At 59.9% G+C, this 24,439-nt stretch carries 17 protein-coding genes and 10 pseudogenes; 8 read left to right on the forward strand and 19 right to left on the reverse strand.

Annotation, left to right across the window (positions count from 1 at the left end; all coding sequences use genetic code 11):
• Positions 1–49 precede the first annotated feature (49 nt).
• The 4 genes and pseudogenes from QFZ91_RS24255 to QFZ91_RS24270 all read left to right on the forward strand — a co-directional run bounded on the left by QFZ91_RS24255 (position 50) and on the right by QFZ91_RS24270 (position 3,564).
• Entirely contained in the window at positions 50–1,858 is a 1,809-nt protein-coding gene (locus QFZ91_RS24255; protein WP_429524639.1) for an ABC transporter ATP-binding protein, read from the forward strand.
• A gap of 494 nt (positions 1,859–2,352) precedes the next feature.
• Positions 2,353–2,629: pseudogene (locus tag QFZ91_RS24260) on the forward strand (IS110 family transposase); the annotation flags it as partial.
• 55 nt (positions 2,630–2,684) lie between these two features.
• Positions 2,685–3,224, forward strand: coding sequence for a hypothetical protein (locus tag QFZ91_RS24265; protein WP_429568755.1), 540 nt, complete (start codon positions 2,685–2,687; stop codon positions 3,222–3,224).
• A gap of 100 nt (positions 3,225–3,324) precedes the next feature.
• Positions 3,325–3,564, forward strand: coding sequence for a hypothetical protein (locus QFZ91_RS24270; protein ID WP_429568756.1), 240 nt, complete (start codon positions 3,325–3,327; stop codon positions 3,562–3,564).
• Here the strand turns inward: QFZ91_RS24270 and tnpC (QFZ91_RS24275) are convergent.
• Positions 3,561–4,346, reverse strand: a pseudogene (tnpC, locus tag QFZ91_RS24275) (IS66 family transposase); the annotation flags it as partial. The gene QFZ91_RS24270 and the pseudogene tnpC (QFZ91_RS24275) overlap by 4 nt on opposite strands.
• 163 nt (positions 4,347–4,509) lie before the next feature.
• Between tnpC (QFZ91_RS24275) and istA the strand changes: the two are divergent.
• Both istA and istB read left to right on the forward strand, forming a co-directional pair.
• The gene (gene istA, locus QFZ91_RS24280; protein WP_429568757.1) at positions 4,510–6,033 is read left to right on the forward strand and encodes an IS21 family transposase; all 1,524 of its coding nucleotides are present in this window, start codon (positions 4,510–4,512) and stop codon (positions 6,031–6,033) included.
• A 12-nt stretch (positions 6,034–6,045) separates the two neighbouring features.
• Complete coding sequence (istB, locus tag QFZ91_RS24285) at positions 6,046–6,813, forward strand: IS21-like element helper ATPase IstB (protein WP_429522646.1); 768 nt, start codon at positions 6,046–6,048, stop codon at positions 6,811–6,813.
• A gap of 94 nt (positions 6,814–6,907) precedes the next feature.
• Here the strand turns inward: istB and tnpC (QFZ91_RS24290) are convergent.
• The 9 genes and pseudogenes from tnpC (QFZ91_RS24290) to QFZ91_RS24330 form a co-directional block, all read right to left on the reverse strand.
• Positions 6,908–7,915: pseudogene (gene tnpC / locus QFZ91_RS24290) on the reverse strand (IS66 family transposase); the annotation flags it as partial.
• Positions 7,912–8,304, reverse strand: a complete 393-nt coding sequence (gene tnpA / locus QFZ91_RS24295; RefSeq protein WP_429568758.1) for an IS66-like element accessory protein TnpA — start codon at positions 8,302–8,304, stop codon at positions 7,912–7,914. The gene tnpA and the pseudogene tnpC (QFZ91_RS24290), both read right to left, overlap by 4 nt.
• 288 nt (positions 8,305–8,592) lie before the next feature.
• Positions 8,593–8,757 (reverse strand): annotated as a pseudogene (locus QFZ91_RS24300) (type II secretion system protein GspL); the annotation flags it as partial.
• A gap of 28 nt (positions 8,758–8,785) precedes the next feature.
• Entirely contained in the window at positions 8,786–9,877 is a 1,092-nt protein-coding gene (gene gspK, locus QFZ91_RS24305) for a type II secretion system minor pseudopilin GspK (RefSeq protein WP_429569127.1), read from the reverse strand.
• Between the two features lie 71 nt (positions 9,878–9,948).
• Positions 9,949–11,463 (reverse strand): type II secretion system ATPase GspE, encoded by a 1,515-nt coding sequence (gene gspE, locus QFZ91_RS24310; RefSeq protein ID WP_429569128.1) that lies wholly within the window; start codon positions 11,461–11,463, stop codon positions 9,949–9,951.
• 5 nt (positions 11,464–11,468) lie between these two features.
• On the reverse strand, positions 11,469–13,832 hold the full coding sequence (gspD, locus tag QFZ91_RS24315) for a type II secretion system secretin GspD (protein ID WP_429568759.1): 2,364 nt from the start codon (positions 13,830–13,832) through the stop codon (positions 11,469–11,471).
• 172 nt (positions 13,833–14,004) lie between these two features.
• The gene (locus QFZ91_RS24320) at positions 14,005–14,169 is read right to left on the reverse strand and encodes a hypothetical protein (RefSeq protein WP_429569164.1); all 165 of its coding nucleotides are present in this window, start codon (positions 14,167–14,169) and stop codon (positions 14,005–14,007) included.
• Positions 14,170–14,226: 57 nt separating this feature from the next.
• Positions 14,227–14,929 (reverse strand): annotated as a pseudogene (locus QFZ91_RS24325) (IS6 family transposase); the annotation flags it as partial.
• Between the two features lie 58 nt (positions 14,930–14,987).
• Positions 14,988–15,293, reverse strand: a pseudogene (locus QFZ91_RS24330) (S53 family peptidase); the annotation flags it as partial.
• 122 nt (positions 15,294–15,415) lie between these two features.
• Between QFZ91_RS24330 and QFZ91_RS24335 the strand changes: the two are divergent.
• A pseudogene (locus tag QFZ91_RS24335) lies at positions 15,416–16,728 on the forward strand (IS5 family transposase).
• Between the two features lie 37 nt (positions 16,729–16,765).
• Here the strand turns inward: QFZ91_RS24335 and QFZ91_RS24340 are convergent.
• The 5 genes and pseudogenes from QFZ91_RS24340 to QFZ91_RS24360 all read right to left on the reverse strand — a co-directional run.
• Positions 16,766–17,485, reverse strand: a pseudogene (locus QFZ91_RS24340) (S53 family peptidase); the annotation flags it as partial.
• Positions 17,463–17,693: a hypothetical protein gene (locus tag QFZ91_RS24345; RefSeq protein WP_429568760.1), complete on the reverse strand. Its 231-nt coding sequence runs from the start codon at positions 17,691–17,693 to the stop codon at positions 17,463–17,465. The gene QFZ91_RS24345 and the pseudogene QFZ91_RS24340, both read right to left, overlap by 23 nt.
• 71 nt (positions 17,694–17,764) lie before the next feature.
• Positions 17,765–18,484, reverse strand: coding sequence for an IS630 family transposase (locus QFZ91_RS24350; RefSeq protein WP_429568761.1), 720 nt, complete (start codon positions 18,482–18,484; stop codon positions 17,765–17,767).
• A pseudogene (locus QFZ91_RS24355) lies at positions 18,397–18,750 on the reverse strand (helix-turn-helix domain-containing protein); the annotation flags it as partial. The gene QFZ91_RS24350 and the pseudogene QFZ91_RS24355, both read right to left, overlap by 88 nt.
• A 1,110-nt stretch (positions 18,751–19,860) precedes the next feature.
• Positions 19,861–20,145: a hypothetical protein gene (locus tag QFZ91_RS24360; RefSeq protein WP_429568762.1), complete on the reverse strand. Its 285-nt coding sequence runs from the start codon at positions 20,143–20,145 to the stop codon at positions 19,861–19,863.
• Here QFZ91_RS24360 and QFZ91_RS24365 point away from each other — a divergent pair.
• Positions 20,118–20,267, forward strand: a pseudogene (locus tag QFZ91_RS24365) (IS6 family transposase); the annotation flags it as partial. The gene QFZ91_RS24360 and the pseudogene QFZ91_RS24365 sit on opposite strands and share 28 nt — an antisense overlap.
• A gap of 71 nt (positions 20,268–20,338) precedes the next feature.
• On the opposite strand, the gene QFZ91_RS24370 reads toward QFZ91_RS24365, so the two are convergent.
• From QFZ91_RS24370 to QFZ91_RS24385, 4 genes are all read right to left on the reverse strand, one after another.
• Entirely contained in the window at positions 20,339–20,770 is a 432-nt protein-coding gene (locus tag QFZ91_RS24370) for a DUF3757 domain-containing protein (protein ID WP_429568763.1), read from the reverse strand.
• 304 nt (positions 20,771–21,074) lie between these two features.
• Positions 21,075–21,365 carry a DUF3757 domain-containing protein gene (locus tag QFZ91_RS24375; protein ID WP_429568764.1) on the reverse strand — a complete coding sequence of 97 codons (291 nt, stop codon included), beginning with the start codon at positions 21,363–21,365 and terminating at the stop codon, positions 21,075–21,077.
• A gap of 45 nt (positions 21,366–21,410) precedes the next feature.
• Entirely contained in the window at positions 21,411–22,733 is a 1,323-nt protein-coding gene (locus QFZ91_RS24380) for an IS5 family transposase (protein ID WP_429522490.1), read from the reverse strand.
• 1,485 nt (positions 22,734–24,218) lie between these two features.
• On the reverse strand, positions 24,219–24,437 hold the full coding sequence (locus QFZ91_RS24385) for a cold-shock protein (RefSeq protein ID WP_176370115.1): 219 nt from the start codon (positions 24,435–24,437) through the stop codon (positions 24,219–24,221).
• Between the last annotated feature and the right edge of the window lie 2 nt (positions 24,438–24,439).

The raw sequence follows: 24,439 nt of genomic DNA on the forward strand, positions 1-24,439 counted from the left end.
AGGCGTAATTCTTTCATTTCACGAAGTGAGATACGTCGATATATCAAAGATGACGAAAAAGAAACCTTGGTTTGACATGCGGGCGTTTAAGTACGTACTAGTCTTTACTGTACGATACTGGCGCAAACAGCCTGTGAGAATTTCCGTGATCGCGACGCTCGCATTACTGGCCACCCTTGCCGAGGTGGTGACGCCATTCTTTTCTGGGCGACTGGTGGATGCGCTGACAGCTAGTGCCGGTGATATGGGCTTGAAGTCCACTGCGTGGCACCATGCAGCAAATACCTTTGGTCTGCTGATTGCATTGGGAGTTGGCACGACCTTGGCGAGACATTTCACGCTTCACAACATCATGGTGCTGACGTTGAACATGATAAGCGATGTCGCGTCGAGCGCTTTTTGCCGAGTGCAACGTCTCTCGACCGATTGGCATACAAATAATTTCGCCGGTTCGACAGTACATAGGATCACGCGCGGTATGTGGGCGCTAGAACTGATGAACGACACGCTCCTTCTCGCGTTGCTGCCTTCTCTGCTGATGCTGGGTGGCGCGACGATACTGCTTGGTGTCCGCTGGCCGCTGATGGGTGTCCTGGTTGGCGCAGGCTCGCTGCTGTACATTACGGTCGCAGTGTCGCTATCGCTCGGCTATGTAGCGCCCGCCGCGCACATCAGCAATCTGTGGGACACCCGCATGGGAGGTCGGCTTGCCGACGCGATAGCCTGTAACTCGCTCGTGAAAGCGTTTGGCGCCGAGAGCCGAGAAGAAGCTAGGTTTGCCCGCATAGTCAGCAAGTGGGGTACGCATGCGGCTCGCATGTGGGCGCGCAGCACGACCAATGGTGGAGTGCAGAGCGGCATGCTCGTGCTGATGCAAACCGCGATGCTCAGTGCCGCACTATGGTTCCGCGTGCGCGATGAAGCAAGCGTCGGCGACATCGCGTTTGCGCTAACAATGTTCTATGTCTTGCAAGGTTATCTACGCGAAGTTGGTATGCACGTACGCAACCTGCAACGCTCTGTGAATGATATGCAACAACTAGTTCTGCTTGAGCAAGAGAGATCTGGCGTCGAGGACCGGCCAGGTGCGCGTCCTATCGAGATTCGACGAGGGGAGATTTGCTTCGAGCGCGTGACTTTCCAATACGACAAAGTCCGGGAGCCTTTGTACGAGGATTTCTCAGTAACCATTGCCCCCGGTGAGCGCGTTGGCCTGGTGGGCCGTTCAGGGTCGGGAAAGACTACGTTCATAAAACTAATCCAGCGGCTCTACGATCTCAGCGATGGTTGCATAAGGATTGACGGGCAAGACATTTCCCAAGTTGAGCAGACTTCGCTGCGACGGCAGATCGCTATCGTGCAACAAGAGCCGTTGTTGTTTCACCGCTCGCTCGCGGAGAACATCGCATATGGTAAGCCGGACGCGACGCAGGCCGAGATCGAGCAAGCTTCCGCGCTAGCGAACGCGCACGAGTTCATTGCCGCGTTACCGAACGGATATGCCACGCTGGTGGGCGATCGCGGCGTGAAGCTTTCGGGCGGTGAACGTCAGCGAGTGGCTATCGCTCGTGCTTTCTTGGCAGACGCGCCAATCCTTATTCTCGATGAAGCGACCTCGAACCTTGACGGCGAAAGTGAAGTGCTGATTCAGCAGGCGATGGAGCGGTTGATGGTTGGGCGTACGACACTCGTGGCTGCACACCGCCTGTCCACGGTTCGCGCGCTCGATCGGCTGCTGGTGTTTGATCACGGCCGCCTCGTCGAGGAAGGAAGCCACGATCGGCTCGTTCAGCTCGATGATAGTACTTACCGTCGGTTGTTTGATCGGCAGGGATTCGGGTTAGCTCGCGAGATTTGACGAGGTTGTGTGCTGCCGTTGCTGACGAGCAGATCAAACGGCGACAAATCGGAAGCGTTTCCCGGCGCACTTCGATACCAATCATCCAGTTGGATTCGCACGAATGCCCACAGAAATTGTGGATAACCCGACCAACCGGACCGAGGGAATGCGGATACGATACAAAGAGGCAGTGAAGGAAAAGCAACTTGAAACGGGGCCATGCCATGCAATACGTGGGTATGGTCCCGAAGTCAGGCGGTAATATGGAAGGTCTTTTCAGAGAAGTCAGGAGAGTTGCCGCTTGGTAAGTGGGGGCGTTCTCTATTTGTCGTTCGGCCGCACTTCATGCTTGACGCTCTACAGGACAAGGTCGCGCAATCCGTAATTGCAGGCAGATGCGCTAAAGAAGGCGGACCCTCGCGGGCCGGCGGCGTCAAAGTGCCCTAAAGGAAGATCATTGAGATCCTCACAGGCAAACCGGAGGGGAACCAAACGAACTATACGACGGTCGGGTGGATATCGCGAAGAACATCTTCCAGCTTCATTGGGTGGACGCCGGCACGGGTGAGATCGCGAACCGACAGCTGAAACGGGATACATTCCTTGAGCATTTTGCGAATGGCGAACCATGTCTGATCGGGACGGAGGCCTGTCGCGGCTCCCAGCACTGGGCGCAAGGATTGATTGAGATGGGTGATCAGGTCAAGCTAATGCCGGCGAAGCTCGTCCAGCCATTGCAATATCGGCAACAAGAACGATCCCGCTGACGCTCGCGCGATCTGGATGGCCTTGGTCTGGACTGCGATAACGATCGCGCGTTCATGAACCCGGCCGTCTTTGATTTTTGCAAGGCAACGGGTATCGAGACGGTGCGCTGGCGTGCCTGCAAGAAAAACGATCAGGCGCGGGTCGCGCAAAAGAATGGCGCCGTCTGTACGTCATCTGGTGGGGGACGGCAGGCTACAAGGTCTCGAAGCCACAGAAAACGCTTGCCTCACTTTATCAAGTGTCGTGGCTGTATATCAACTTCTTCCAGCCGTCATTCAAACTGAAATCAAAGACACGTCACGGCGCCAAGGTGACAAAGCGCTATGAGACGCCGCTTGATCGCGTGCTGCGGTCGACCTCCATTAAGGACGACTACCCCGAAAAGGACGGACACCCTAGGATCGAGAGCGTGCGCGGCATGCTGAGTTTGATGATGGCGCACTATGCGGACATGCTGGTCCTGATCGCATTGCCTCTGGGTCGGGACGCTGGTGGCGCAATACCTTTCTTTTCGCGTCCGGGCAGCGATCGCGGTGAGGCCATGACAAATGGAGATACCTTCAGCTTCTATCAGCGTATCTGTATGGCGCGCGGCCTCCATCACGGCCAAGGCTGAACGTGCGCTCTGATGCTGTACGGTATCGTCACGCTGTTTCCGTCGCCGATCGCGGCGCCGCTCGAATGGAAGCTTTAGCGCGACCACCGTCATATCCGTCATGCCCCTATTGATGGCGGTATTCGCAATTGATATCACGGATACGGTGGACTTCTCGGTCTATTCCGCGTCGGGAGCGTTGCTGGGCTTCACGATTCTCTTCGCACACACCTATGCGTTCGGGTTGCGCGCGCATCTGGACCCGAGCGGACGGGCGGTCGGGGGCACAGCGGCAATGCTGATGGTGGGGCGGCGATCGAGTGTAAGCGGCCGGCAAACCCGTCTTGACGAATTGAACTAGCGGGTAGGATCCGCCGGCTGCCATCGATGAGGCAGCAATGCTGCGATGTCGCTGGCCTTTTGAGTCGGCAATCGCGTGAGAACGTCCTTCAGGTAGGCATGCGGTTCGTGCCCATTCAGTTGCGCTGAACGTAGCAGACTCATGATGGCTGCGGCTCGTTTGCCGGCTCGAAGCGAACCGGCGAACAACCAGTTCGACCTGCCGATAGCCCAAGGGCGTATCTGCTTTTCGACCCAGTTGTTGTCGATAGGCACGTGACCGTCATCGAGATAGCGGGTCAGCGCATCCCATCGTTTAAGACTGTAATCCAGCGCTTTGGCAATTGCAGAACCTTCCGACACCAGCTTGCGCTGCGCCATCATCCATTCGTGTAGTGCGTCGCAGACCGGTTTGGCCCGACTCTGTCGGAGCTTTTGGCGTTCGTCGGCTTGCAGCATTGCAGCGTCGCGCTCGATGTCATAAAGCGCAGCGAAGAACGGCAGCGCCTGCGCGGCGATCTGACTGCTGTGATTGGCGTGCAGATCGAAGAACTTGCGTCTCGCGTGCGCCGCACATCCAATTTCAGTGATGCCCTGCTGGAATCCAGCCTTGTAACCACTGTAGTCGTCGCATACCAGTTTGCCCTGCCAGCCAGCGAGGAACGCGCGGGCATGCTCGCCTGCACGGCTGTCGGCGAAGTCGTAGACCACGGCGCGTAACTCACTGTAGTGTGTGGGCGTATACGCCCACAGATACGCGCGGTGAGTCTTGCCTTTGCCGGGACTGAGCATCTGTACCTGCGTATTTCGGACGAACGTGACCGGCCGTTTCGGGATGGTGACCGGCGATTTCGGCAACGTGACCGGGCATTTCGGGAACGTGACCGTGCGGACCGGAAGGCAGGATTGGCGTTGCGCATGACATCAACTACGCGGGCTATGCTCGCCGGCTTTTGCCGGAGAGAGCATGGCCGCGCACCGGATGAACATGCGCATGATCAAGGACGTTTTACGACTTAAATTCGACGGCGGTTTCTCGCACGATCGGATCGCCGCGTCACTGGGCATATCCAAGGGCGTGGTCACGAAGTACATAGGACTGGCCGGTGCCGCCGGGCTGGACTGGGCAAGCGCCAGCGATATGGATGAAGGCGACCTCGAGCGGCGGCTCCTCGGCAAGCCCACGGGGCCAGCAGGCTACGCCCAGCCCGACTACGGACGCATCCACCAGGAGCTGCGTCGCAAGGGCATGACGCTGACGTTGCTGTGGGAGGAGTACCAGGCCGAGTTTGCGGACCGGCAGACCTACCGCTATACGCAGTTCTGCGAGCACTACAAGGCGTTCACGAAACGCCTGAAGCGCTCGATGCGTCAGATTCACCGCGCCGGCGAGAAACTGTTTGTCGACTTCGCCGGCCCCACGTTGCCGCTGACGACTGGACGCCGCGCGCACATCTTCGTGGCGGCCATGGGCGCATCGAGTTACACGTTCGCATGCGCGACGCCAGCCGAAACGATGGAGGACTGGCTGAGCGGCATCGCACGTGCGCTGACCTTCTATGGTGGCGTGCCGCAGCTGATCGTGCCGGATAACCCGCGCGCGATGATTGCCGATCCCGACCGCTATGAACCTCGCGCCGGCGACACCGTGCTGGACTTTGCGCGTCACTACGGCACGTCATTCCTTCCTGCACGCGTATATCGTCCGCAGGACAAACCGAAGGTAGAGGTTGCGGTCCAGGTCGTCGAACGCTGGATCATGGCGCGCCTGCGTCATCACCGGTTTGAGTCGGTCCACTCGGTCAATGAGGCGATCCGCCCGCTGCTCAAGAACCTGAATGAGAGGCCGTTCCAGAAGCTGCCGGGATGTCGCGCCAGCTCATTCGCCCAGCTGGACGCGCCGGCACTGCAGCCGCTGCCGGCACAGCCCTATGAGCTCGCGCGCTTCAAGACAGTGACGGTTCACATCGACTATCACGTCGAGATCAACAAACACCGCTACAGCGTGCCGCACGCGTTGGTCGGTCTCAAGCTCGATGCGCGCATCACGGCGGGCGCTGTCGAACTGCTGCATCGAGGTCGCCGTGTCGCCAGCCACGCACGCAACGACCGCGCAGGCGGCTACACCACCGTCGTCGAGCACATGCCGGCGGCGCACCGCGCTCATCTGGAATGGACGCCGCAGCGGCTGATTCATTGGGGACAGCAGATCGGCGCGGCAACCGGCGCGCTTGTTACCCGGCTGCTGCAGGAGCAACGTCATCCGGAACACGGCTATCGGGCGTGCCTCGGATTGCTCTCGCTCTCACGTCGCTATGGCCGCGAACGTCTCGAAGCCGCCTGTGCGCTAGCACTGGAGCTGGGCGTGCACCGTTACCGCCACGTGCGCGACATCCTGATCAACAACCGCGACCGCGCTGCAGTGGCAACGCCTGCCGACTGGATCAGCCCGAGCCACGCGCATGTACGCGGTCCCGGCTACTACCAATAAAGAAGACCCACCATGATGATGCAACAGACACTGACGCAACTGCGCACCCTGAAGCTGGACGGTTTCGCTGACGGCCTGGAAGAACAACTGACGCAGCCCGGTGCGGCCAGCCTGAGCTTCGAGGAGCGCCTGTCACTGCTGGTCGACCGGGAAGCCAGCTGGCGTGATGATCGCCGTCGTACCCGACTGCTCAAGCAGGCGCGCCTCAAGTATCCGCAAGCCGCCATTGAAGATCTCGACACGCGCGCTGGCCGTGGCGTCGATCCGCGCTCACTCACGAGTCTCGCGCTCGGTGACTGGGTCGAAGCCGGCTACAGCCTGCTCATCAGCGGCCCAACCGGCGCCGGGAAATCGTGGCTCGCTTGCGCCCTGGCCCAATACGCTTGCCGGCGTGGGCATTCAGCCTTGTATCTGCGCGTGCCACGACTTGGCGAAGAGCTTCGCGTTCTGCACGGCAACGGCGGCTTCACAAAATGGCTGCTGCAGGTTGCCCGCGTTGACGTACTTCTGCTGGACGATTGGGGAATGGCGCCTCTCGATACGATGGTTCGAAACGATCTGCTCGAGATGATCGATGACCGCTCGGCGGGAAAGGCGACCATCATCACCAGCCAGTTACCGATTGAGCACTGGCATGGATGGATCGGCGACGAGACCATCGCCGACGCAATGCTCGACCGCCTCATGCAGCGTCATCACCGGATCACGCTCACCGGTGAATCCCTCAGAAAAGCATCCCCAAAACCCAACGTCCTGGAGCCCAAACTCGACCAGAACTAACAAGGAAATCTACAATCAACACCGCGCAACGCCTCACCCCGCCGGATCGGTCACGTTCCCGAAATCGGCGGTCACGTTCGCCGAAATACGCATGTACCGGCGTCTCATCCGCATGCAGCACACCCTGCTGCAGGATTTCCTGATGCAGCGCGTCGACCAGCGGTTGTAGCTGCACGCCGCACGTACCGACCCATGCGCCCAATGTCGAGCGCGGTATCGCGACGCCCGCTCGCGCAAAGATCTGCTCCTGACGATACAGGGGAAGGTGGTCAGCGTACTTGGCAACCAGCACTGACGCCAGCAGTTCTGCGGTCGGGATGCCCTTGTCGATCACATGCGCAGGCACCGCAGCCTGAATCAGTGTTTCGCAGTTTCTGCACACCCACTTGCCACGGATATGCCGCTCCACGGTGAACACACCTGGCGTGTAGTCCAGCTTCTCGCTGATATCCTCGCCGATGCGCACGCGCTCGCAGCCACACTGGCATACGGTGCTCTCCGGCTCATGCCGGATCTCTGTGCGCGGCAATTGCGCCGGCAGCGCTGCACGCTTCGGTTGCAGGAGTAGCGGCTCGGTTGTGGCTTGTGGCTGAAGTTGCTCGAGCTCAACTTCAATGGCGGCGAGATCCGCGTCAATTGCCTCGTCCAGCAGGTTCATCTGATCGCTGCTGAGCTGCTCGCTGCGCCTGCCGAACTGATGGCGTCTGAGAATCGATATCTCGTGGGTCAACTGGTCGATGCGGGTCTGCCGATAGCGTAATTCCCGCTCCTTCTCATCGACCTCCCGGGTCTTCTCTTCAATCTCCCGGTCCCGGTCTTCGACGCGTGCAATCAGTTGCGTGGCGAGCGCATGCTGCTTTGGTTCGCTACCCGCGCGCGGCCATGCGAACTGCCCCTGATTCAGCCGTCGCGCTGCCAGCCAGATGCCAATCCCATCGTGAACCAGCAGCTTCAGGCGGTTGGCTCGCCGGTTGGCAAACAGGTAAGCATGGTGCGGATGCGCAGCGCCGAACACGGTGATCACCCGACCCAGTGCCGTATCGAAGCCGGCCCGCATATCCAGCGGGTCAACTGCCAGCCACACCTGATCAATGCGGATCATGCGAGCCACTCGCGCAGCCAGGCGGCGCACTGCGCTGCCTCTGAGGTTGGCCAGCTAACCGCTATCGACAGGTCCGCGCGACGCACCTCGACGCGAATCTCAGCTGTGCACGTATTTCGCGTCTCAAGAGGCAACGGTACAAATTCCGGTGCTGGCGTCGCTACCAGTGGCGCTGCCATGTCGCTACGCGCCACCAGCACACAATCGTTCGTTTCGGCCTGCTCGACCCAACGTCGAAGCAGATTCGCGTTCAGCTTGTGGTGCAATGCGATGGCCGCGAGCGATACCCCGGGCCTTTGGCAAGCTGCTACTACCTGAGCCTTGAACTCGACGCTGTAGCGCCGGCGTCGTCGACGGCCAGGCGCCGCTGCTTCTTCAATAGTGTTCACGTGTCCACCTATTTAAGTGAACACGATGCTCCCAAGACTTTCACGGTGACTCAAGATGGGATGACCGGGCGCTTACGATCGAGTTGATTCTATTCAATTCATGCGTCGAAGCATTGGGCGTCGTTCGCCGGCTGTTCGCGACCTGATTCTCCTGCCGTGCCCATCGCGCTCGACGGTGACGACAATTTTCAGCCCAAACGGGGCGGATTTGCCAAAGTTGGTTGTAGAGTCGTTGACTTTGGTGGCGTCCGACCTTCACCGCGGTCAGTTTGCGGACGACCACCGGGTCAGCACCATCGTGTTCGCGCGCGGCAGCAGCGCGAGCGCCGTGCGGCCGGCGCGCTGCGTGCGCCCGGCCTTGTCGAGCAGCACGAACGGCAGCTCGGGCAGTTGCCACTCCTGCGAGGGCACCGCCGGATCACGCGGCGGCAATAGGACGATCAGCGTGCTCAAAGGCCACTCTCTCTGTGGATTGCGTTATTCATAGTTGGTCTTGTACCCGCACGATACGCGTAGTGTGAGTCAGCGGATCGCGATAGACGAGTGTCGTGCGATCCACTTCGGCGCGCTCGTGCTGCACACTGCCGTGGACTAAAAAGTAGCTCGAATTGACGTCGAACTGATTCGGATCGATCGACGCCGATTGCACGCCGGCGGCGGTCAGCGCGAGCTGCACGTCGCCGGCGTTGCGGAAAAACACGGTCTGACGCCGCGCGACCAACGCCTGCGCCTGCGACACGGTCATGCCCGGCACCACCGCCGCGATCACTTCGGCCGACGCGGTGTTCATGTTGATCGCGGTGACGGTCGGCAGCACGGTGACGAACGGCCGCAGCTTTGCGACGATCTCCGGTGTGTAGCCCGGAATGTCGAGCAGCGAATCGACGCCCGTCATCAAGAGCGGCGCGACCGCCACGTTGTCCTCGCCGTCCTCGATGCCGGGCTGGTTCGTGAAGTTGCCGCCCGTCATCCCGCCGCCGCCGACCTGCGGCGAGCTGCTGATCGACGTGCCGGTCTGAAAGCGCGTCGCCGATTGTGACAGCCCCGCGCGCACGTGCAGCTCGGTCACTTTGGCCAGCTGCCCGCTCAGGCCGAGCGACACCAGCAGGCGCTGATACGCGGCCATCTGCTCGGCGCTGATCTGCGTCACGCCAGGCGCCGGACTCGCGACCAGATTGCGCAGATTGAATCTGGACTGCGCGTCCTCGATCGAGCCCGACAGGTACGTGGCCGCGCCTTGCTCAGCGCGCACCTCGCCGATCTGGCCGAGAAAATCCGACAGCCGCGTTTTCGCGGCCGGCACGCCCCACAAGCCGTCCAGATACGTGATGCCCGCCGACGTGTCGCCTTCGGAGCGCAGGATCAGCCGGGTCCAGTCGAGCGCGCCGCGCGCGACCCATTGCGCCTGCGACAGCAGCCGCTGATTCTCGATGCGCCGGATCTGCACCTGCTGGCGCCACAAAATGCTGGAGACGAGAATTGCCGACAGCGTCACCACGAGCAAGGCGCTGATGAGGGCGGCGCCGCGCTGCCGTAGCTGCGCTTTCTGGCGTGAGCCGCTTTCCGCAGGCAACGCAGAAGCCGCACGGCGCGCATGAGAAAAGGAGAATCTCACGTCATTCTCTACGGAATGCCGGCATGCGCTTATGCTCCGCCCGTCACGCGAATCACTTCCTCGAGCGACGTCAGTCCCGATGCGAGCCAGCGCTCCGCATCCTCGCGCAGCGTGCGCATGCCTTGGGCGCGGCCCGCTTCGAGAATTTCGGCATCGGCCGCGTTGCGGTGGATCAGCGAGCGGATCGTTTCGTCGATCAGCAGCAGCTCGTAGACGCCGCGGCGTCCCGCGTAACCGGATTGGCCACAACGGTCGCAGCCGACCGGATGCCAGCGCTTGCTGCCGTCTTCCTCGGTGCGCTCTTCTCGGCACACCGGGCACAGTCGCCGCACCAGCCGCTGCGCGAGCACGCCGAGCAGCGACGAGGCGAGCAGATACGGCTCGACGCCCATGTCGGTCAGACGCGTGACGGCCGATGCCGCGTCGTTCGTGTGCAGCGTGGCGAGCACCAGGTGGCCGGTCAGCGATGCCTGCACCGCGATCTGCGCGGTTTCGAGGTCGCGAATTTCGCCGATCATGATGACGTCCGGGTCCTGACGCAGAATCGAGCGCAATGCGCGCGCGAAGCTCATGCCGATCCGCTCGTTGACCTGGGTCTGGCCGATGCCGGACAGGTCGTATTCGATCGGGTCTTCCACCGTCATGATGTTGGTGGTTGCCGTCTCCAGTCGCGACATCGACGCATACAGCGTCGTCGTCTTGCCTGAGCCGGTCGGGCCCGTCACGAGCACGATGCCGTGCGGCTTGCCGATCAGCTTGTCGAACTGGCCGAGCGTGTCGGATGCCATGCCGAGCGCTTCGAGATTGAGCCGCGCCGCGTCTTTCTCGAGCAGACGCAGCACCGCGCGCTCGCCGTGGCCCGTCGGCAGCGTCGATACCCGCACGTCGACCGGACGACCGCCAACGCGCAGCGTAATGCGGCCGTCCTGCGGCAAACGTTTTTCCGCGATGTCGAGCTGCGCCATGATCTTGATCCGCGAGATCAGCGCGCCGTGCAGCGCTTTCTTGGGCCGCACCACGTCGCGCAGCGTGCCGTCGACGCGAAAACGCACTACCGACGCATTCTCGAACGGCTCGATATGGATATCCGATGCCTGCTCGCGCGCCGCCTGTGTGAGCAGCGCGTTGATCATGCGGATGATCGGCGCGTCGTCTTCCGATTCGAGCAGATCCTCGACCTCGGGGATGTCCTGCATCAGCCGCGACAGATCGACTTCGCCTTCCACTTCGCCGACCACCTGCGCGGCGCTGCCGTCCTGGCGCGCATAGGCCTGGTTGATCGCCTGCGCGAGATCGTCGGCGGGCACGCGCACGACCGACACTACGCCGTAGTTGCGCGCGATTTCGGCAAGCGCGGCTTCGCTCGTGCGTTCGCTGATCCAGACTTCGAGGCTATCGGCATGCTGATGCGCGACCAGGATCTGGCCGCTGCGCGCAAAACCGTATGGCACGAGCCGGGCGGCAAGCGGCGAGGGCGCCGCGCGCTCGCCGGCCGCGGCATCGCCGTTCAGCGGACGTTGCGAGGGCGCGGTTTGCGCGGGCATCTGCGTCACGGACGCGCTCCCGGCGACACCGTGCTCGGCACCGGGCCGCTTGCCGGCTCGACGACGGCCGGTTGCGGCATCGTCTGCGTCACGGGTTGGGTCGTGGTCTGCGCGCCAGCTTGCGGTACGGCCTGCGGCGGTACCTGTTGCGGCATCATCTGCTGGCGGCGCATCTGGTTGAGGTCGAACAGATTTAGGGCCGGCACCTCGCCCTGGCTCGGGCCGAGCGGCATCGGCGGCACGACCGGATCGTCGCGATCCCTCATGATGTTGTTGTCCTGACGGTACGCGCCCTGCACACCCTGGATGTAGTCGTAGCGGTTCGCCGTGACGGCCTGCGTGGTGTCGCGGTCGCTCAGGATCACCGGGCGCAGGAACACCATCAGGTTAGTCTTGGCGCGCGTCTTCTGCTCGGAGCGGAACAGCTGGCCCAGCCACGGAATGTCGCCGAGCAGCGACACCTTGCTGTTGCGCACCCGATAGTCGTCCTGCATCAGGCCGCCGAGCACGATGATCTCGCCGTTATCGCACAGCACGGTCGACTGGATCGAACGCTTCGTGAATTCCGGGCTCGCCGGGTTCGTCGACGCGTTGTTCGTGCCGGTTACGATCGCCGAGTCTTCTGTATAGAGCTGCAGCTTCAGGATGCCGCCGTCGGTGATCTGCGGCTTCACGTGCAGAATGAGGCCGACGTCGGCGCGGTCGAACGTGTTGAACGCCGCCGTCGTGCCGCTCGTCAGATTCGAGTAGGAACCGGTCTGGATCGGCACGTTGGTACCGACGATGATCTTCGCTTCTTCGTTGTCGAGCGTGATCAGGTTCGGCGTGGATAGCACGTTGGCGTCGTCGGTCTGTGACAGCGCCTGCAGCAGCGCGTCGAGACCCTGCACGCCGAAAATGTTGTGAATCCAGCCGACGTTCAGGCCCTGCTGGAGCGGCGCGGAGCTCGATCTGAGCGCCGCGGGCAGGCCGCCGGTGGTGCCAGCGGCCGCGGCTGGCGTCAGGTCGATGATGCTGTTGCCCGTGCCAGCCGCGAGGTTAGTACCGGCAAACAGGTTACCGTTCGCGATCTGCCACTGAATGCCGAGGTTACCGCTTGTATTCGAGTTCAGCTCGACGATCAGCGCCTCTATATAGACCTGCGCGCGACGCGCATCGAGCTGGTCGATCACCGCGCGCAAGTTGCGGTACGTCGCTTCGGGCGCGGTGATGATCAGAGAGTTGGTCGCGGAATCGGCGGTAATCATGCCGCCGCCCTGATCCTCGCTCTTTTCCTTGTCGCCGCCGAGAAATCCGCCGGTATTACTGTTCGAGCCCGAAGCGCCGCCGCCCATCGGCGAGTTCATCGAGCCGCCGCCGAGGCCGCCCGACGGCAACGGCGGCGTGCCCGACGAGCCCGTCGAATAGTTGCTGCTCGACAGACCGCCGCCGCCACCGCCGCCGCCGCCGCTCGTGTTCTGGTTGAACGAGTTCGCCTCGTTCGCGCCGCCCGACGAGCCCTCGCCGCCGCCCTTGCCGAGCATGCTGCGCAGCGTGCGCGCGAGCTTCGTCGCGTCGGCATTGCGTAGCGGCACGACGTGGATGTTGCCCGGCATCGCGGTCGGCATGTCGAGCTGCTTGGCGAGCTCCTTGGCCGCCGCGAGGCGTGCGGTGTTCGACGCGCGCATCAGCAGCGAGTTGGTGCGCGGATCGGACGAGATCGACACCTTGAGCGTCGCGTCCGTGCTGCCGATCGAGCCCGGATCGAGCATCTTGTTCATCTGCTGCGCGATGTCGATCGCATTCGGGTTCTTCAGCGGCACGACTGCAACCGCCTGGCCGGCCGCGCTATCGACACCCGCGATGATCTGGGCGATGCGCCGCACGTTGTCGGCGTAGTCGGTGACGACGATCGTATTGTTGGAGGGGTAGGCCGCGACCGTGTTGTTCGGCGAGATCAACGGACGCAGAACCGGCAGTAGATTGTTGGCCGACTCATTCCTCAGCGTGAAGACCTGCGTGACGACCTGGTCGCCGCGCGCCGTCGGCGCGTTACCGACATAGGTCGGCACGCCCTGTAGCTTGGCGTCGGCCTCGGGCACCACTTTCAGCACGCCATGATCTTGCACGAGCGCGAACCCCTGCATGCGCAGCGCGGACTGCAGGGTTTTGAGCGCCTGATCCTGAGGCACAGAATTTTCGGACACGAGGTTCAGTTGTCCCTTCACCCGCGGATCGACGATGATCGTCTTGCCGGTCGCCGCGCCGATCGCCTTGGCGACCTGGTCGATGTCGGCGTTGACGAAGTTGAGTGTCACCTGCGCGTGTGCAGTTTGCGCGGTGATCAGTCCAGCCAGCAGCAATGCAGTTGCGATGCGAGATAAAGCCATACCATTTGTTTTCCGAAATTTTGATGATTGTGTGAAAATTCAATGTGAGAGCGACGAAACGGCAGGTTTGCCCTTACACCACTTTGCTGGGAGGACGGCCAGAAAACAGCACAGCGCAGTCCACCTTTCGGGCCTTACCGGGTCACCTAAAATTGGTCTTTGCCAATGACGGCTACAGCGTCATAACTTGCAATTGGCTGCCGTCGGTCGGGTCGCGTGCGCCGGTCTTGCTATCGCGGTAGCGCGGCGCGCGACATACCTGATGCGCAAATGCAAAACCTGTTGAAATTTGGACGCGGCCTTGTTCTTCGACCCAAATGAAGTCCGTTGCGCCCATGTGCTCGTAGAAGAGAAAATTCCAGCCACGACGCCCACCGCAAACTAAGGGCCCAATTGCCAGTGAATAGAACCGCGTGGCAACACTCGATCTGTATCGCCGTCTTTGATTTGCCCTCTTCGGATCATGTGCATGATTTGGATACCGGAGCGGAAGAAGCGCGCGCACACCGAAAATCCTCGAATCGCATCATCGGTGTGATGATGCGCCTTATGGCGCTATGGTCCTGCTCGATGATATTGTTCAGCTACCTGTTCTCTCGGACCCTGATCGGTGTGGGGCGCCCCGCGTTGAGCACTTGAAGCGCAGCCAAATCGGCTGCGGCTTCTGTTCACAGGAGCCGTTTCGGGCTCACCGTTCCGTCCAATCGTCTTCTCGATGTAACGTCGAGCGGCGACCTGTCGCGATGGGCACGCCACAGGAAATCGACCGTGTTAGCCGCCTTGCCGACGGCGCGGAACCGCCACTTCCATTGTGCCCGTGACCTTCACTTAGGTTTCGTCCATGCGCCAGCTCTCATCCATGGGGCGTTTGCATTCGCGAAATTCTTTTTTGGAACAACCGTACGAGCTTGTTAGCCCAGCGGGGCACGTTTGAGGGATCGACCTGAATACTCCGTTCGCCAGTCATTTTCAGCTGGTATGCCACGCACCAGCGCACGCACGTCAGAATCACGTCCAACGCGTACCGCAGCCGCTTTATCGCCTTGCCAATATCCTGCGGACTGCCTCGTGCGAGGTGTCTTCGTGTTTGCCGTCACGCGTGTCACACATTTGGATTCGAAAGACTTTATTCGACCTCGCAAACGCGACGGAACCTTACTGCGCGCGCCAACTTGGCATTGCCGCGCTGACCTTCGCGAAGTCCAAGCTGCCGAAGCCCGTAACCATGCCCCAGCCTGGCTTTGCAGTGAAGCCGTAGCCATCGTAGCCGTTGTTGCCCGATGTCACGTCGTGGCACAGCGCCGTATTGCCCGGGAGATTTTCATAGAACGCCGGCGTTGGCAGGCTGAGGCTGTTGTTCTTGGCCGATTCGAGCCGCGCCCAGCCGCCCACGAAGATCGGTGAGGCGAGGCTCGTGCCGCCGATTGGCAACTTCGTTTCCTGCCCGTTGACGATGATGTAGTCGAGCCTGATCAATTCGGAGAGCCTTGCGTGGCAGAGCTTTGAGGCCGAATTGGTGTTGTGAGATTTGCAGGATCCTGGCACATTAACGTGAGAATCCTGCATTTTTCGACGAGGTGCGAATGGGTCCGAAGACGCCTGTGACGGAGGGAGATTTTTTCCGCCAGCCGCTGCGCGAACAGATCAACCTGAAGCATCCGTTGATACGTTTGGCCGACCTGATCAACTGGGAGCATCAATGAGCGAAAGCTTTGTATCGCGCAAGGGACGACCGGCGACATCGCCGAGGCTGATCGCCGGGTTGCTGTATTTGCAGCACGCGTTCGACCTGTCCGACGAAGAGGTCGTCTGGCAATGGGTAGAGAACCCGTACTGGCAGGTGTTCACCGGCGAGACCTACTTGCAGACCGAACCTCCGATCGACCCATCGAGCCTGACGCGTTGGCGCAAGCGAATGGGCGAAGCCGGCGTTGAAGAGTTGCTGGCCGAAACGATCGAAGCAGCAAAACGCGCTGGCGTGATCAAGGCTTCGAGCGTCAAGCGCGTGATTGTTGATACGACCGTCATGGAGAAGGCGATCGCCCACCCAACCGATTCGCGCCTGCTCGAACGGTGTCGCGAACATCTGGTGAAAGCCGCGGCACGGCACGGTCTGAAACTGAGGCAGAACTACAACCGCGAGGCGCCGCATCTGGCGCTGCAGATTGGCCGCTACGCTCACGCGAAACAGTACAAACGCATGAGGAAAGCGCTGCGCACGCTGCGCTCGCGCGTTGGACGGGTGATGCGCGATGTGGAGCGGCAGGTCAACCAGGTGGCCGACCTAGGCTGCGCTGAATTAACGGAACTGATCGCCCGCACGAGACGCATTCTGGCGCAGAAGCCGAAGGACAAGAACAAGCTTTATGCGCTGCATGCACCGGAAGTCGAGTGCCTGGCCAAGGGCAAGGCGCGCAAGCCGTACGAGTTCGGGGTGAAAGTTTCGATCGCGACGACCCACAAGGAAGGACTGGTGGTTGGCATGCGCTCGATGCCAGGCAATCCGTACGACGGGCACACCCTGGCTGAAGCGCTGGAGCAGGCGGCAATCCTGTGCGACGCCACGCCGGAGGTCGCCATCGTCGACCGTGGCTACAAGGGTGTCGCCGTCGATGGTGTGAAGATCTACCACCCGGGCTTGCGGCGGGGCATTACACGCGGACTACGCGCGATGATCAGACGGCGCAGCGCAATCGAGCCAGCAATCGGTCACATGAAGACAGACGGAAAACTCGATCGCAACTGGCTCAAGGGTGCGCTCGGCGACGCGATGCACGCGGTGATGTGCGGCGCAGGACACAATCTACGGATGATCCTCAGGAAGCTGCGGCTTCTTTGCGCCTTCATTCTGACCGCCTTGTTCAACCACCGACTTGCTCGGCTTCAATCCCCGTAACTACGGTGCTCGGCAAAACGAATTGTTCAGGACGGACGATGTACGCACCTGTCGATTGCGCAGCATCGAACGCCACGTCGGGCAGGACACGCCGCGTCACCGAACTGCCAAACGCTGCAGTCTGCCAGCTGGGCGCGGCTTCGTACGCGCTCACGCCCCCTCCCGTCGCCCAGATGCGCATCGCGTTGTCGACCCGCTCGGCGTTTCGACCGCGGTCCGCGTAGTCGGCGCCGTCATTCCATGCGGTTTCGCCGGCCCACCTCATGGTGTCGGTCGTGGAGAGCATCGTGCCGCCCACTGCGACGACATACGGCGAGCTCGCGGGATATTCCACGCTGTATTTGGACAGATCGATCATCGTCGTGACCGAGGTGCCGTCGTCGGACGTGCCGATGTACCCCTGCGCGCCTTGCGGCGAACGCGATTCAGCGTAGGCGCCCGCATCGCCTGAAGAGACTGAGAAGATCTGCCCTTGCGCGACGGCCTGCTTGAACACGGCGTCGTAGGCAGCGAGCGCGCCGTCCATATAGCTCGGATATTCTTCGTTCGCGATCGACACATTGATGACGGTCGCCTTATTGTCGGTCACCGCTTTGTTGAAAGCAGCGCTCAGCGTTGCGTCGGTGGCATGGTCGTTGCCGTCACCGCTCAGGGCCGGATAGAAGATTAGCTCCTTGACGCCGCCGGATGTGCCAATGATGACCTGGCTGTCGAGAGCCCACTCGCGATCGTCGTCATCGCGGACCGGGATGCCCGACCCATTTCAGTGCCACGGTGATGTGCAGCGGTTGACTCAATTCGAGTGGCGTCACATTCGTATCGGTCAGCGCCGGATTGCTGAGACTGTTCAGGGAGTAGCGGCGCGCCGCATTGGGGCCCGCCGATGCCGGCGTATTCGACAGGAGGAACGCTTGGGTCCGGGTCGAGACCCAATTGGTCGTCGCTCGGGCGGGCAGCGGGATCATCGTGACCGCTACGCCAAGCGACAGGGCCGCCAGTTCAAAGGCTCTTATTGAGAGTTACGTAATTCATGACATCACCAAAGCTCGGCTTGCTTCCAGCAGGCAACGATGATCGATTTGCGCTTCTGGCCGCTCTTGAGCTTGTTTCGAGCGGTGTGCTTCAGTTCGGCCAGGTTATCAGGGCAGAAGTTCGCCAATGCGTGCCGCTTGAGCCAGGCCCAAAGGTATTCGACTGGATTCAGGTCCGGGGCGTAGCCGGGCAGCAGCGCCATCTGGATTGCGCCATCCGTGCTGTCAAGGTACTCGCGCACGACGCGGCTCTTGTGCTGCGCTGCGCCGTCCCACACGATCATCAGCTTGCGCCTGAGTTGCGCGCGCAGCGCTTTGAGGAATTCGATGATTTGCGCGCTTCTGATCGCGCCGTCGTGCAGTCGGAACACGAAGTTGGTACGGGTAAGACCGGCGATGGCCGAAACGTGCTTCCAGTTGAAGTGGTACTGAATGATCGGCGTGCAGCCCTTGGGCGCCCAGGTGCGCACTCGTGTGGGGCGCTCCGAGAGGCCGGATTCGTCAATGAAGACGATCAGTCTTCCTTCGGCGGTACTCTTTTTTTGAGCGCGGGCCAGGTCTTGCGCTTCCCGGTCAGTACCGCGTCCTCGTTGCGCTCGATCGCCCGGCGCTCCGGCTTTTGCGAGCTGAACCCCAAGGCGCCCAGCAACCGCCACACATGTACCTCGCTGAAGGTAACGCCGTACAGTCGCTCGATGAGCACCCGTACGCGCTTGAGCGTCCACAGTTCGGTACCGAATCCGTGTGTCAACGGGCTCTGCAGCAGCGCTGCGCGCAGACCTTCGAGTTGGGCCGCATCCAGTTGCGCCGGCCGCCCCGTGGCCATCACGCGGAGCGCATCGATGCCACCTTCGTCGAGTCGGGCCTTCCATGTGTATGCAGTCTGCCGCGCCACTCCGACCATCTTTGCCGCTTCGGCGGGCGTCTTGCCCGCCAACATCAAGCGACCGGCACGCACCCGCTTGCGCGTAGCGTCGTCCATTTTGGCCATCAACCCCGTCTCCCTTCAACGTGATGACCGTATAACGCACCAGCAGAGAATCGGTTGTCGTGAATTTAGTAAATCTCAATAGGAACTGGCGATTGCCGAAATGAATTGTCTGCACTAGAAGCTCCGAGATTCCAACGAAGTTGGGATGCAGCGGCACGCCCGCCAGACTCCCAGAGAAGAATTTGTACCGCCTCGACATGATCCGTGTCGGTTCCATACTTTCATCTTCCAGCGTTGATGGCACGTGTATATAGTGATATTGGGCATCGAGCCAAGGAGACCTATTCTTGGACACGTAGCCCCTCGTCAGGCAATGCACCTTGCAGCAGGTCAAAGGGCTTGACTGCGGCGCGGACAGAAGCCGGTCGGGGGACGATGTTGCCGTCAACGCTTAACTCGACCGCCATCTCTTCGAGAGCTGCGGCGACGTCTGTCACGTTGCATGGAGTATGAAATTCCAACTTTGGACGGCATTCGGGATATTGCGTTAATGCTTACGAGCCTTGCCATGATTTCTCAAAGTGAATTTGCCCCAAAATATGCGCGCCCCCCGGAACAGATCGCAGAGCCTTGGTACGATATGTCACCGTATAAGAGTTGGTTACGATGGCGTTAGTCCGACCGCTCGCGAGCAAATTAGCCGGATACCTACCGTACGCTTCTAATGTGGGCGGATCACTTTAAAGGGCGAAGCGCATCAGATTGTCTCCGGAGTTTCTGCCACGACGCAAGAAAATTGGAATCAATAAAAGTGATATCGCGATTTATGGCGGGATTGCAGGATTTGCTGATGCTTGCGCATGGATATGCCGATCCCCTCATAGCGAGGTACGCATGGCTGACTACCAGTATGGCCCGGACCGAGCCCCCCACTGCTCGAGAGTTGAGAGGCGAAACAATCGTACAGAAGTACATGCTGGGATCTTCCTCGCCGTTGCGCGGAGGGTACGTAGCCTGTTTCGTCGGGGGGGTACATTCAATTCAACGGGGCAACCTGCTTGTTGCATTGACGGATGTAGCACATGAGTTCTTCATCGAGGTCCCGGGTGCTGGTGATACCCCGCGCGTGATGAGTCGCGCTGGATGCAGTCAATCGGTCCTCGACATGGTTCAGCCATGACAAATACGTGAGGTTGTAATGTATCGAGACATTCGTTTGGTCAGCAGAACGGCGCGCAACCGTTTTATTCGGTGCACGCCCATATGAACTTCATGCTCCTCGAGATATTTCTGCAAGCGTTCAAGACCAAAGCATTCTTGCGTACGCGGATGCGCGGTGGGAACCTTGGCTTCTAAGCGCTGCCCGCACCGGAGGTCGAATATTTGGCGAACAGGCAAGGCGCCTACGCCGTATGAACTCGGTGTGAAGTTATTCGACGGCGAAAGCGGAAGCATCGGAACTCGCTGGCGTAAAGCATGTATTCGTCAAAGCGTCGGCAGGAGTGAACAACCGCACTGAAAACAGTCATCTGCCCCCCCCCCGCCGGCGCGGGCGCCAGGTGCCGGGTTTCCGCGATTCACGCGTCGAAGTCTCTGCAATCTGCCAACAGGCCTCACTCGAAGCCTTCCTTAAGATTCCACAGATTGTTCACGGCCGTCGGACAAGATCGAAACGACAATCCAACGCGGACTGCGCAGTGCATTCATAGTAGCTAGGACCGTAAGGATCATGTTTCTGACGCCACGTGCTTACGTCCACCGATAAATCCGGTTGTGGACGCCTCGGCAAGAATTCTAAATCTGCGTAGTCGCCGTCACCAAGCTCGTATGAGCAGCTCACTGCCGCTCGCGATCCACTATCCATCGCTGGATGGACTTTTGCAGAGCTAAATTTAGTGATGCCACCGTCATCGTCCAGCCCAATGCCCAACCATGTACCCTCACCATCGCTAGTCATTGCCATGTACGTGTCCCCATTTTTTTCGATTGCGGTGACACTCGGGCAGCTTTCGGCCGTGCCAGCCAACACATGACACGATGCGCCAAGCGCGAGCGTAAAAATAAAAATACCTTTCTTCATCGGTTATATCCTTCATATTACATAACGGTCTGCTAATCTAAATATTTCTAACGATATTGTCACGTTGCTGAATGAGCTGGATAAATCTGGATCGCAAACAACTCGCATCCCGATTCGCTGCGTGGTGGGAATTCGCCGACATGGCTCAAAATCCGTTGACTGTCTTGTTAGCGATTGACTCTTCGACGCAGTCCACGCTACTGCCGACAAGTTGACAGTGCTGCGAGATAGCCTAGACGTCGCGGCTTCTGCGATTGCACCAACACGTCTTCCACTGGAAGCTGCTCAAGCTTTCACCGATTGCTCAAGACGGTCGAACGACAACGAACCTACAACGCCAAGCGGCCGGATCAGTGCACTCGTAGTAGTCAGGGTTGTACGGGCCATTTTTTCTGCGCCATTGATTCAGATCGCGCAAATCCAAAGCCGGTAGCGGAGACCTAGGTATGTACTGTAGATTCACATAGCCCCCCCTGGAAAGTTCGTAGGAGCACTTGACTAACGCTGATTGACCGGTGCCAGCATTATCAAGCTGCGCTGGATAAAACGTGGCCGAGGAAAATTCCTTGATACTACCTTCGTCCGGCCCCTTCACAATACCTAGTCCGTCCTGAACAATTCGTTTTGCCGAGCACCGTAGTTACGGGGATTGAAGCCGAGCAAGTCGGTGGTTGAACAAGGCGGTCAGAATGAAGGCGCAAAGAAGCCGCAGCTTCCTGAGGATCATCCGTAGATTGTGTCCTGCGCCGCACATCACCGCGTGCATCGCGTCGCCGAGCGCACCCTTGAGCCAGTTGCGATCGAGTTTTCCGTCTGTCTTCATGTGACCGATTGCTGGCTCGATTGCGCTGCGCCGTCTGATCATCGCGCGTAGTCCGCGTGTAATGCCCCGCCGCAAGCCCGGGTGGTAGATCTTCACACCATCGACGGCGACACCCTTGTAGCCACGGTCGACGATGGCGACCTCCGGCGTGGCGTCGCACAGGATTGCCGCCTGCTCCAGCGCTTCAGCCAGGGTGTGCCCGTCGTACGGATTGCCTGGCATCGAGCGCATGCCAACCACCAGTCCTTCCTTGTGGGTCGTCGCGATCGAAACTTTCACCCCGAACTCGTACGGCTTGCGCGCCTTGCCCTTGGCCAGGCACTCGACTTCCGGTGCATGCAGCGCATAAAGCTTGTTCTTGTCCTTCGGCTTCTGCGCCAGAATGCGTCTCGTGCGGGCGATCAGTTCCGTTAATTCAGCGCAGCCTAGGTCGGCCACCTGGTTGACCTGCCGCTCCACATCGCGCATCACCCGTCCAACGCGCGAGCGCAGCGTGCGCAGCGCTTTCCTCATGCGTTTGTACTGTTTCGCGTGAGCGTAGCGGCCAATCTGCAGCGCCAGATGCGGCGCCTCGCGGTTGTAGTTCTGCCTCAGTTTCAGACCGTGCCGTGCCGCGGCTTTCACCAGATGTTCGCGACACCGTTCGAGCAGGCGCGAATCGGTTGGGTGGGCGATCGCCTTCTCCATGACGGTCGTATCAACAATCACGCGCTTGACGCTCGAAGCCTTGATCACGCCAGCGCGTTTTGCTGCTTCGATCGTTTCGGCCAGCAACTCTTCAACGCCGGCTTCGCCCATTCGCTTGCGCCAACGCGTCAGGCTCGATGGGTCGATCGGAGGTTCGGTCTGCAAGTAGGTCTCGCCGGTGAACACCTGCCAGTACGGGTTCTCTACCCATTGCCAGACGACCTCTTCGTCGGACAGGTCGAACGCGTGCTGCAAATACAGCAACCCGGCGATCAGCCTCGGCGATGTCGCCGGTCGTCCCTTGCGCGATACAAAGCTTTCGCTCATTGATGCGCCCAGTCGCTCCCAGTTGATCAGGTCGGCCAAACGTATCAACGGATGCTTCAGGTTGATCTGTTCGCGCAGCGGCTGGCGGAAAAAATCTCCCTCCGTCACAGGCGTCTTCGGACCCATTCGCACCTCGTCGAAAAATGCAGGATTCTCACGTTAATGTGCCAGGATCCTGCAAATCTCACAACACCAATTCGGCCTCAAAGCTCTGCCACGCAAGGCTCTCCGAATTGATCAGGCTCGACTACCTAGCCATATACCCTCGTTATCGCTGGCTGTTGCGGCGTACACACTCCCTGCCATCTTGATCTCGCCGGCCGCGCATCGGGCAGCCTTCAAATGTTTCAGCAGACACGTGATAAGATGCGCCGAGCGCAAGCGTAAGAACGAAAAGACTCTTCTTCATTGTCTCGAATCCTCTATGTTGTAGGGGGACATCCATAAAATCACTTATGCATGAAATAATGAATTTGATAATAGATCTTGATGCGAAATAGATTGCGTATAATGGATAGTCAATTGCCACTTTCGATGATCTAAAATTCTTCGCGAATAAAATTTAGCACTCGGGTTGATACCGCAATAGCGGCGACCACATCAAATAAAGATTATTTATGCTGGAGGCAATATTTTTGATGGCCATGTCAAAGCCCCTGTCTATAATCGTTGGAGGTCGCGAGCGAACGGCACCTGAATTGATCCATTTGACTAGTAAGCAGACGTCGCAGCGCGTCAATCATGTCAATGCCAGACTGTTCTGGCCTTGTAGCGCCCATTTTAGCCTAGTCCAGTTCCGGTGCCCGGATCTAATCACGCATCAGTGCCCCGTACTACCCGAGCCTCGTAGGAGCGACTGGATCGAGGAGGACGCGCGTGTGTCTGCTGTGGCATCCTTACCTGACCCGGAACTACTTTGGTGGAGTGACGGGTGCTTCGCACTCGCGCGTGGGTTAATGCGCGTGGCCATCGGCTCGACGCTCTGCGCGACAGGGGCAACACTGACCCTCGAACAGTAACCCGTTATGGCGGGGTGACAATCGGCGTGCTATGGCTCTGGCGCAGATGATTCCAATGCGCGTCAAGTTCGTCGATGTCTTCCCTCATCGCAAGCGCCTGAAGCTTGTCTATCCAATTCTGCCAGTATCAGCTCGTCGCAAATGGATAATGTGAGCGTACTCGTTTCGCTCTTCAGTCTCTTGAAGAAGCCTTCTGCGAGCGGGTGGCCCTGGTATTCGTCGTGTTCGGAATTTGCCCTAAGGTCTAAGTCGAGCAAAGGTGCTGCTGGATCTGGCGAAGCATGATGGAAAGTCCCGCGTACGATCCGAATATCGAGACCCGTGCATCTGTAGTTCGCCTTCTCCTCCGGGGTAGGTTGGTGCCGGGTTCAGCGCGGTCATGAACACGCACGGAGATTTGTGGAAAACAGGCCTTTGATGGGTCAGCTGAGGTGTCGGCCTTCGACGTTCGATATTCGCTCAGTCCGTCGGGAAAGCAAATGCACCCACTGCTTCAATCGTCACTCGAAGCGAAAAACGCTATACCGGATGAGGCCTTGGTCGTCGACCGTACGCCACAAGTGTGATGTTCACGGCGCCGTCTCAAGAGCCGCTAGCGACGTCGGTTGTCAATCGGGCGGATCTTTACTGCCTGCTTGCCTGCAGGTCTTTGCTTCACATCGAAGCTCACTCGCTGATTTGCGTACAGTGTGCGGAAACCGTGCACTTGGATTTCGGAGAAATGCGCAAATAGGTCATCGCCACCGTCGTCTGGCGCAATGAAGCCGAAACCCTTCACATAGTCAAACCATTTCACCGTACCGGTTGCCATTT

This window comes from Paraburkholderia sp. JPY419, assembly GCF_050435705.1.
Taxonomy (GTDB): Bacteria; Pseudomonadota; Gammaproteobacteria; order Burkholderiales; family Burkholderiaceae; genus Paraburkholderia; species Paraburkholderia youngii.

Excerpts from the sequence above, each read along its gene's own strand:
- QFZ91_RS24255 (WP_429524639.1), top strand. The coding sequence starts at position 50 with ATGACGAAAAAGAAACCTTGGTTTGACATGCGGGCGTTTAAGTACGTA.
- QFZ91_RS24270 (WP_429568756.1), top strand. The coding sequence starts at position 3,325 with ATGCCCCTATTGATGGCGGTATTCGCAATTGATATCACGGATACGGTG.
- istA (WP_429568757.1), top strand. The coding sequence starts at position 4,510 with ATGGCCGCGCACCGGATGAACATGCGCATGATCAAGGACGTTTTACGA.
- istB (WP_429522646.1), top strand. The coding sequence starts at position 6,046 with ATGATGATGCAACAGACACTGACGCAACTGCGCACCCTGAAGCTGGAC.
- gspE (WP_429569128.1), bottom strand. The coding sequence starts at position 11,463 with ATGCCCGCGCAAACCGCGCCCTCGCAACGTCCGCTGAACGGCGATGCC.
- gspD (WP_429568759.1), bottom strand. The coding sequence starts at position 13,832 with ATGGCTTTATCTCGCATCGCAACTGCATTGCTGCTGGCTGGACTGATC.
- QFZ91_RS24320 (WP_429569164.1), bottom strand. The coding sequence starts at position 14,169 with ATGGGCGCAACGGACTTCATTTGGGTCGAAGAACAAGGCCGCGTCCAA.
- QFZ91_RS24345 (WP_429568760.1), bottom strand. The coding sequence starts at position 17,693 with ATGATCCCGCTGCCCGCCCGAGCGACGACCAATTGGGTCTCGACCCGG.
- QFZ91_RS24360 (WP_429568762.1), bottom strand. The coding sequence starts at position 20,145 with ATGCTTCCGCTTTCGCCGTCGAATAACTTCACACCGAGTTCATACGGC.
- QFZ91_RS24370 (WP_429568763.1), bottom strand. The coding sequence starts at position 20,770 with ATGAAGAAAGGTATTTTTATTTTTACGCTCGCGCTTGGCGCATCGTGT.
- QFZ91_RS24380 (WP_429522490.1), bottom strand. The coding sequence starts at position 22,733 with ATGGGTCCGAAGACGCCTGTGACGGAGGGAGATTTTTTCCGCCAGCCG.
- QFZ91_RS24385 (WP_176370115.1), bottom strand. The coding sequence starts at position 24,437 with ATGGCAACCGGTACGGTGAAATGGTTTGACTATGTGAAGGGTTTCGGC.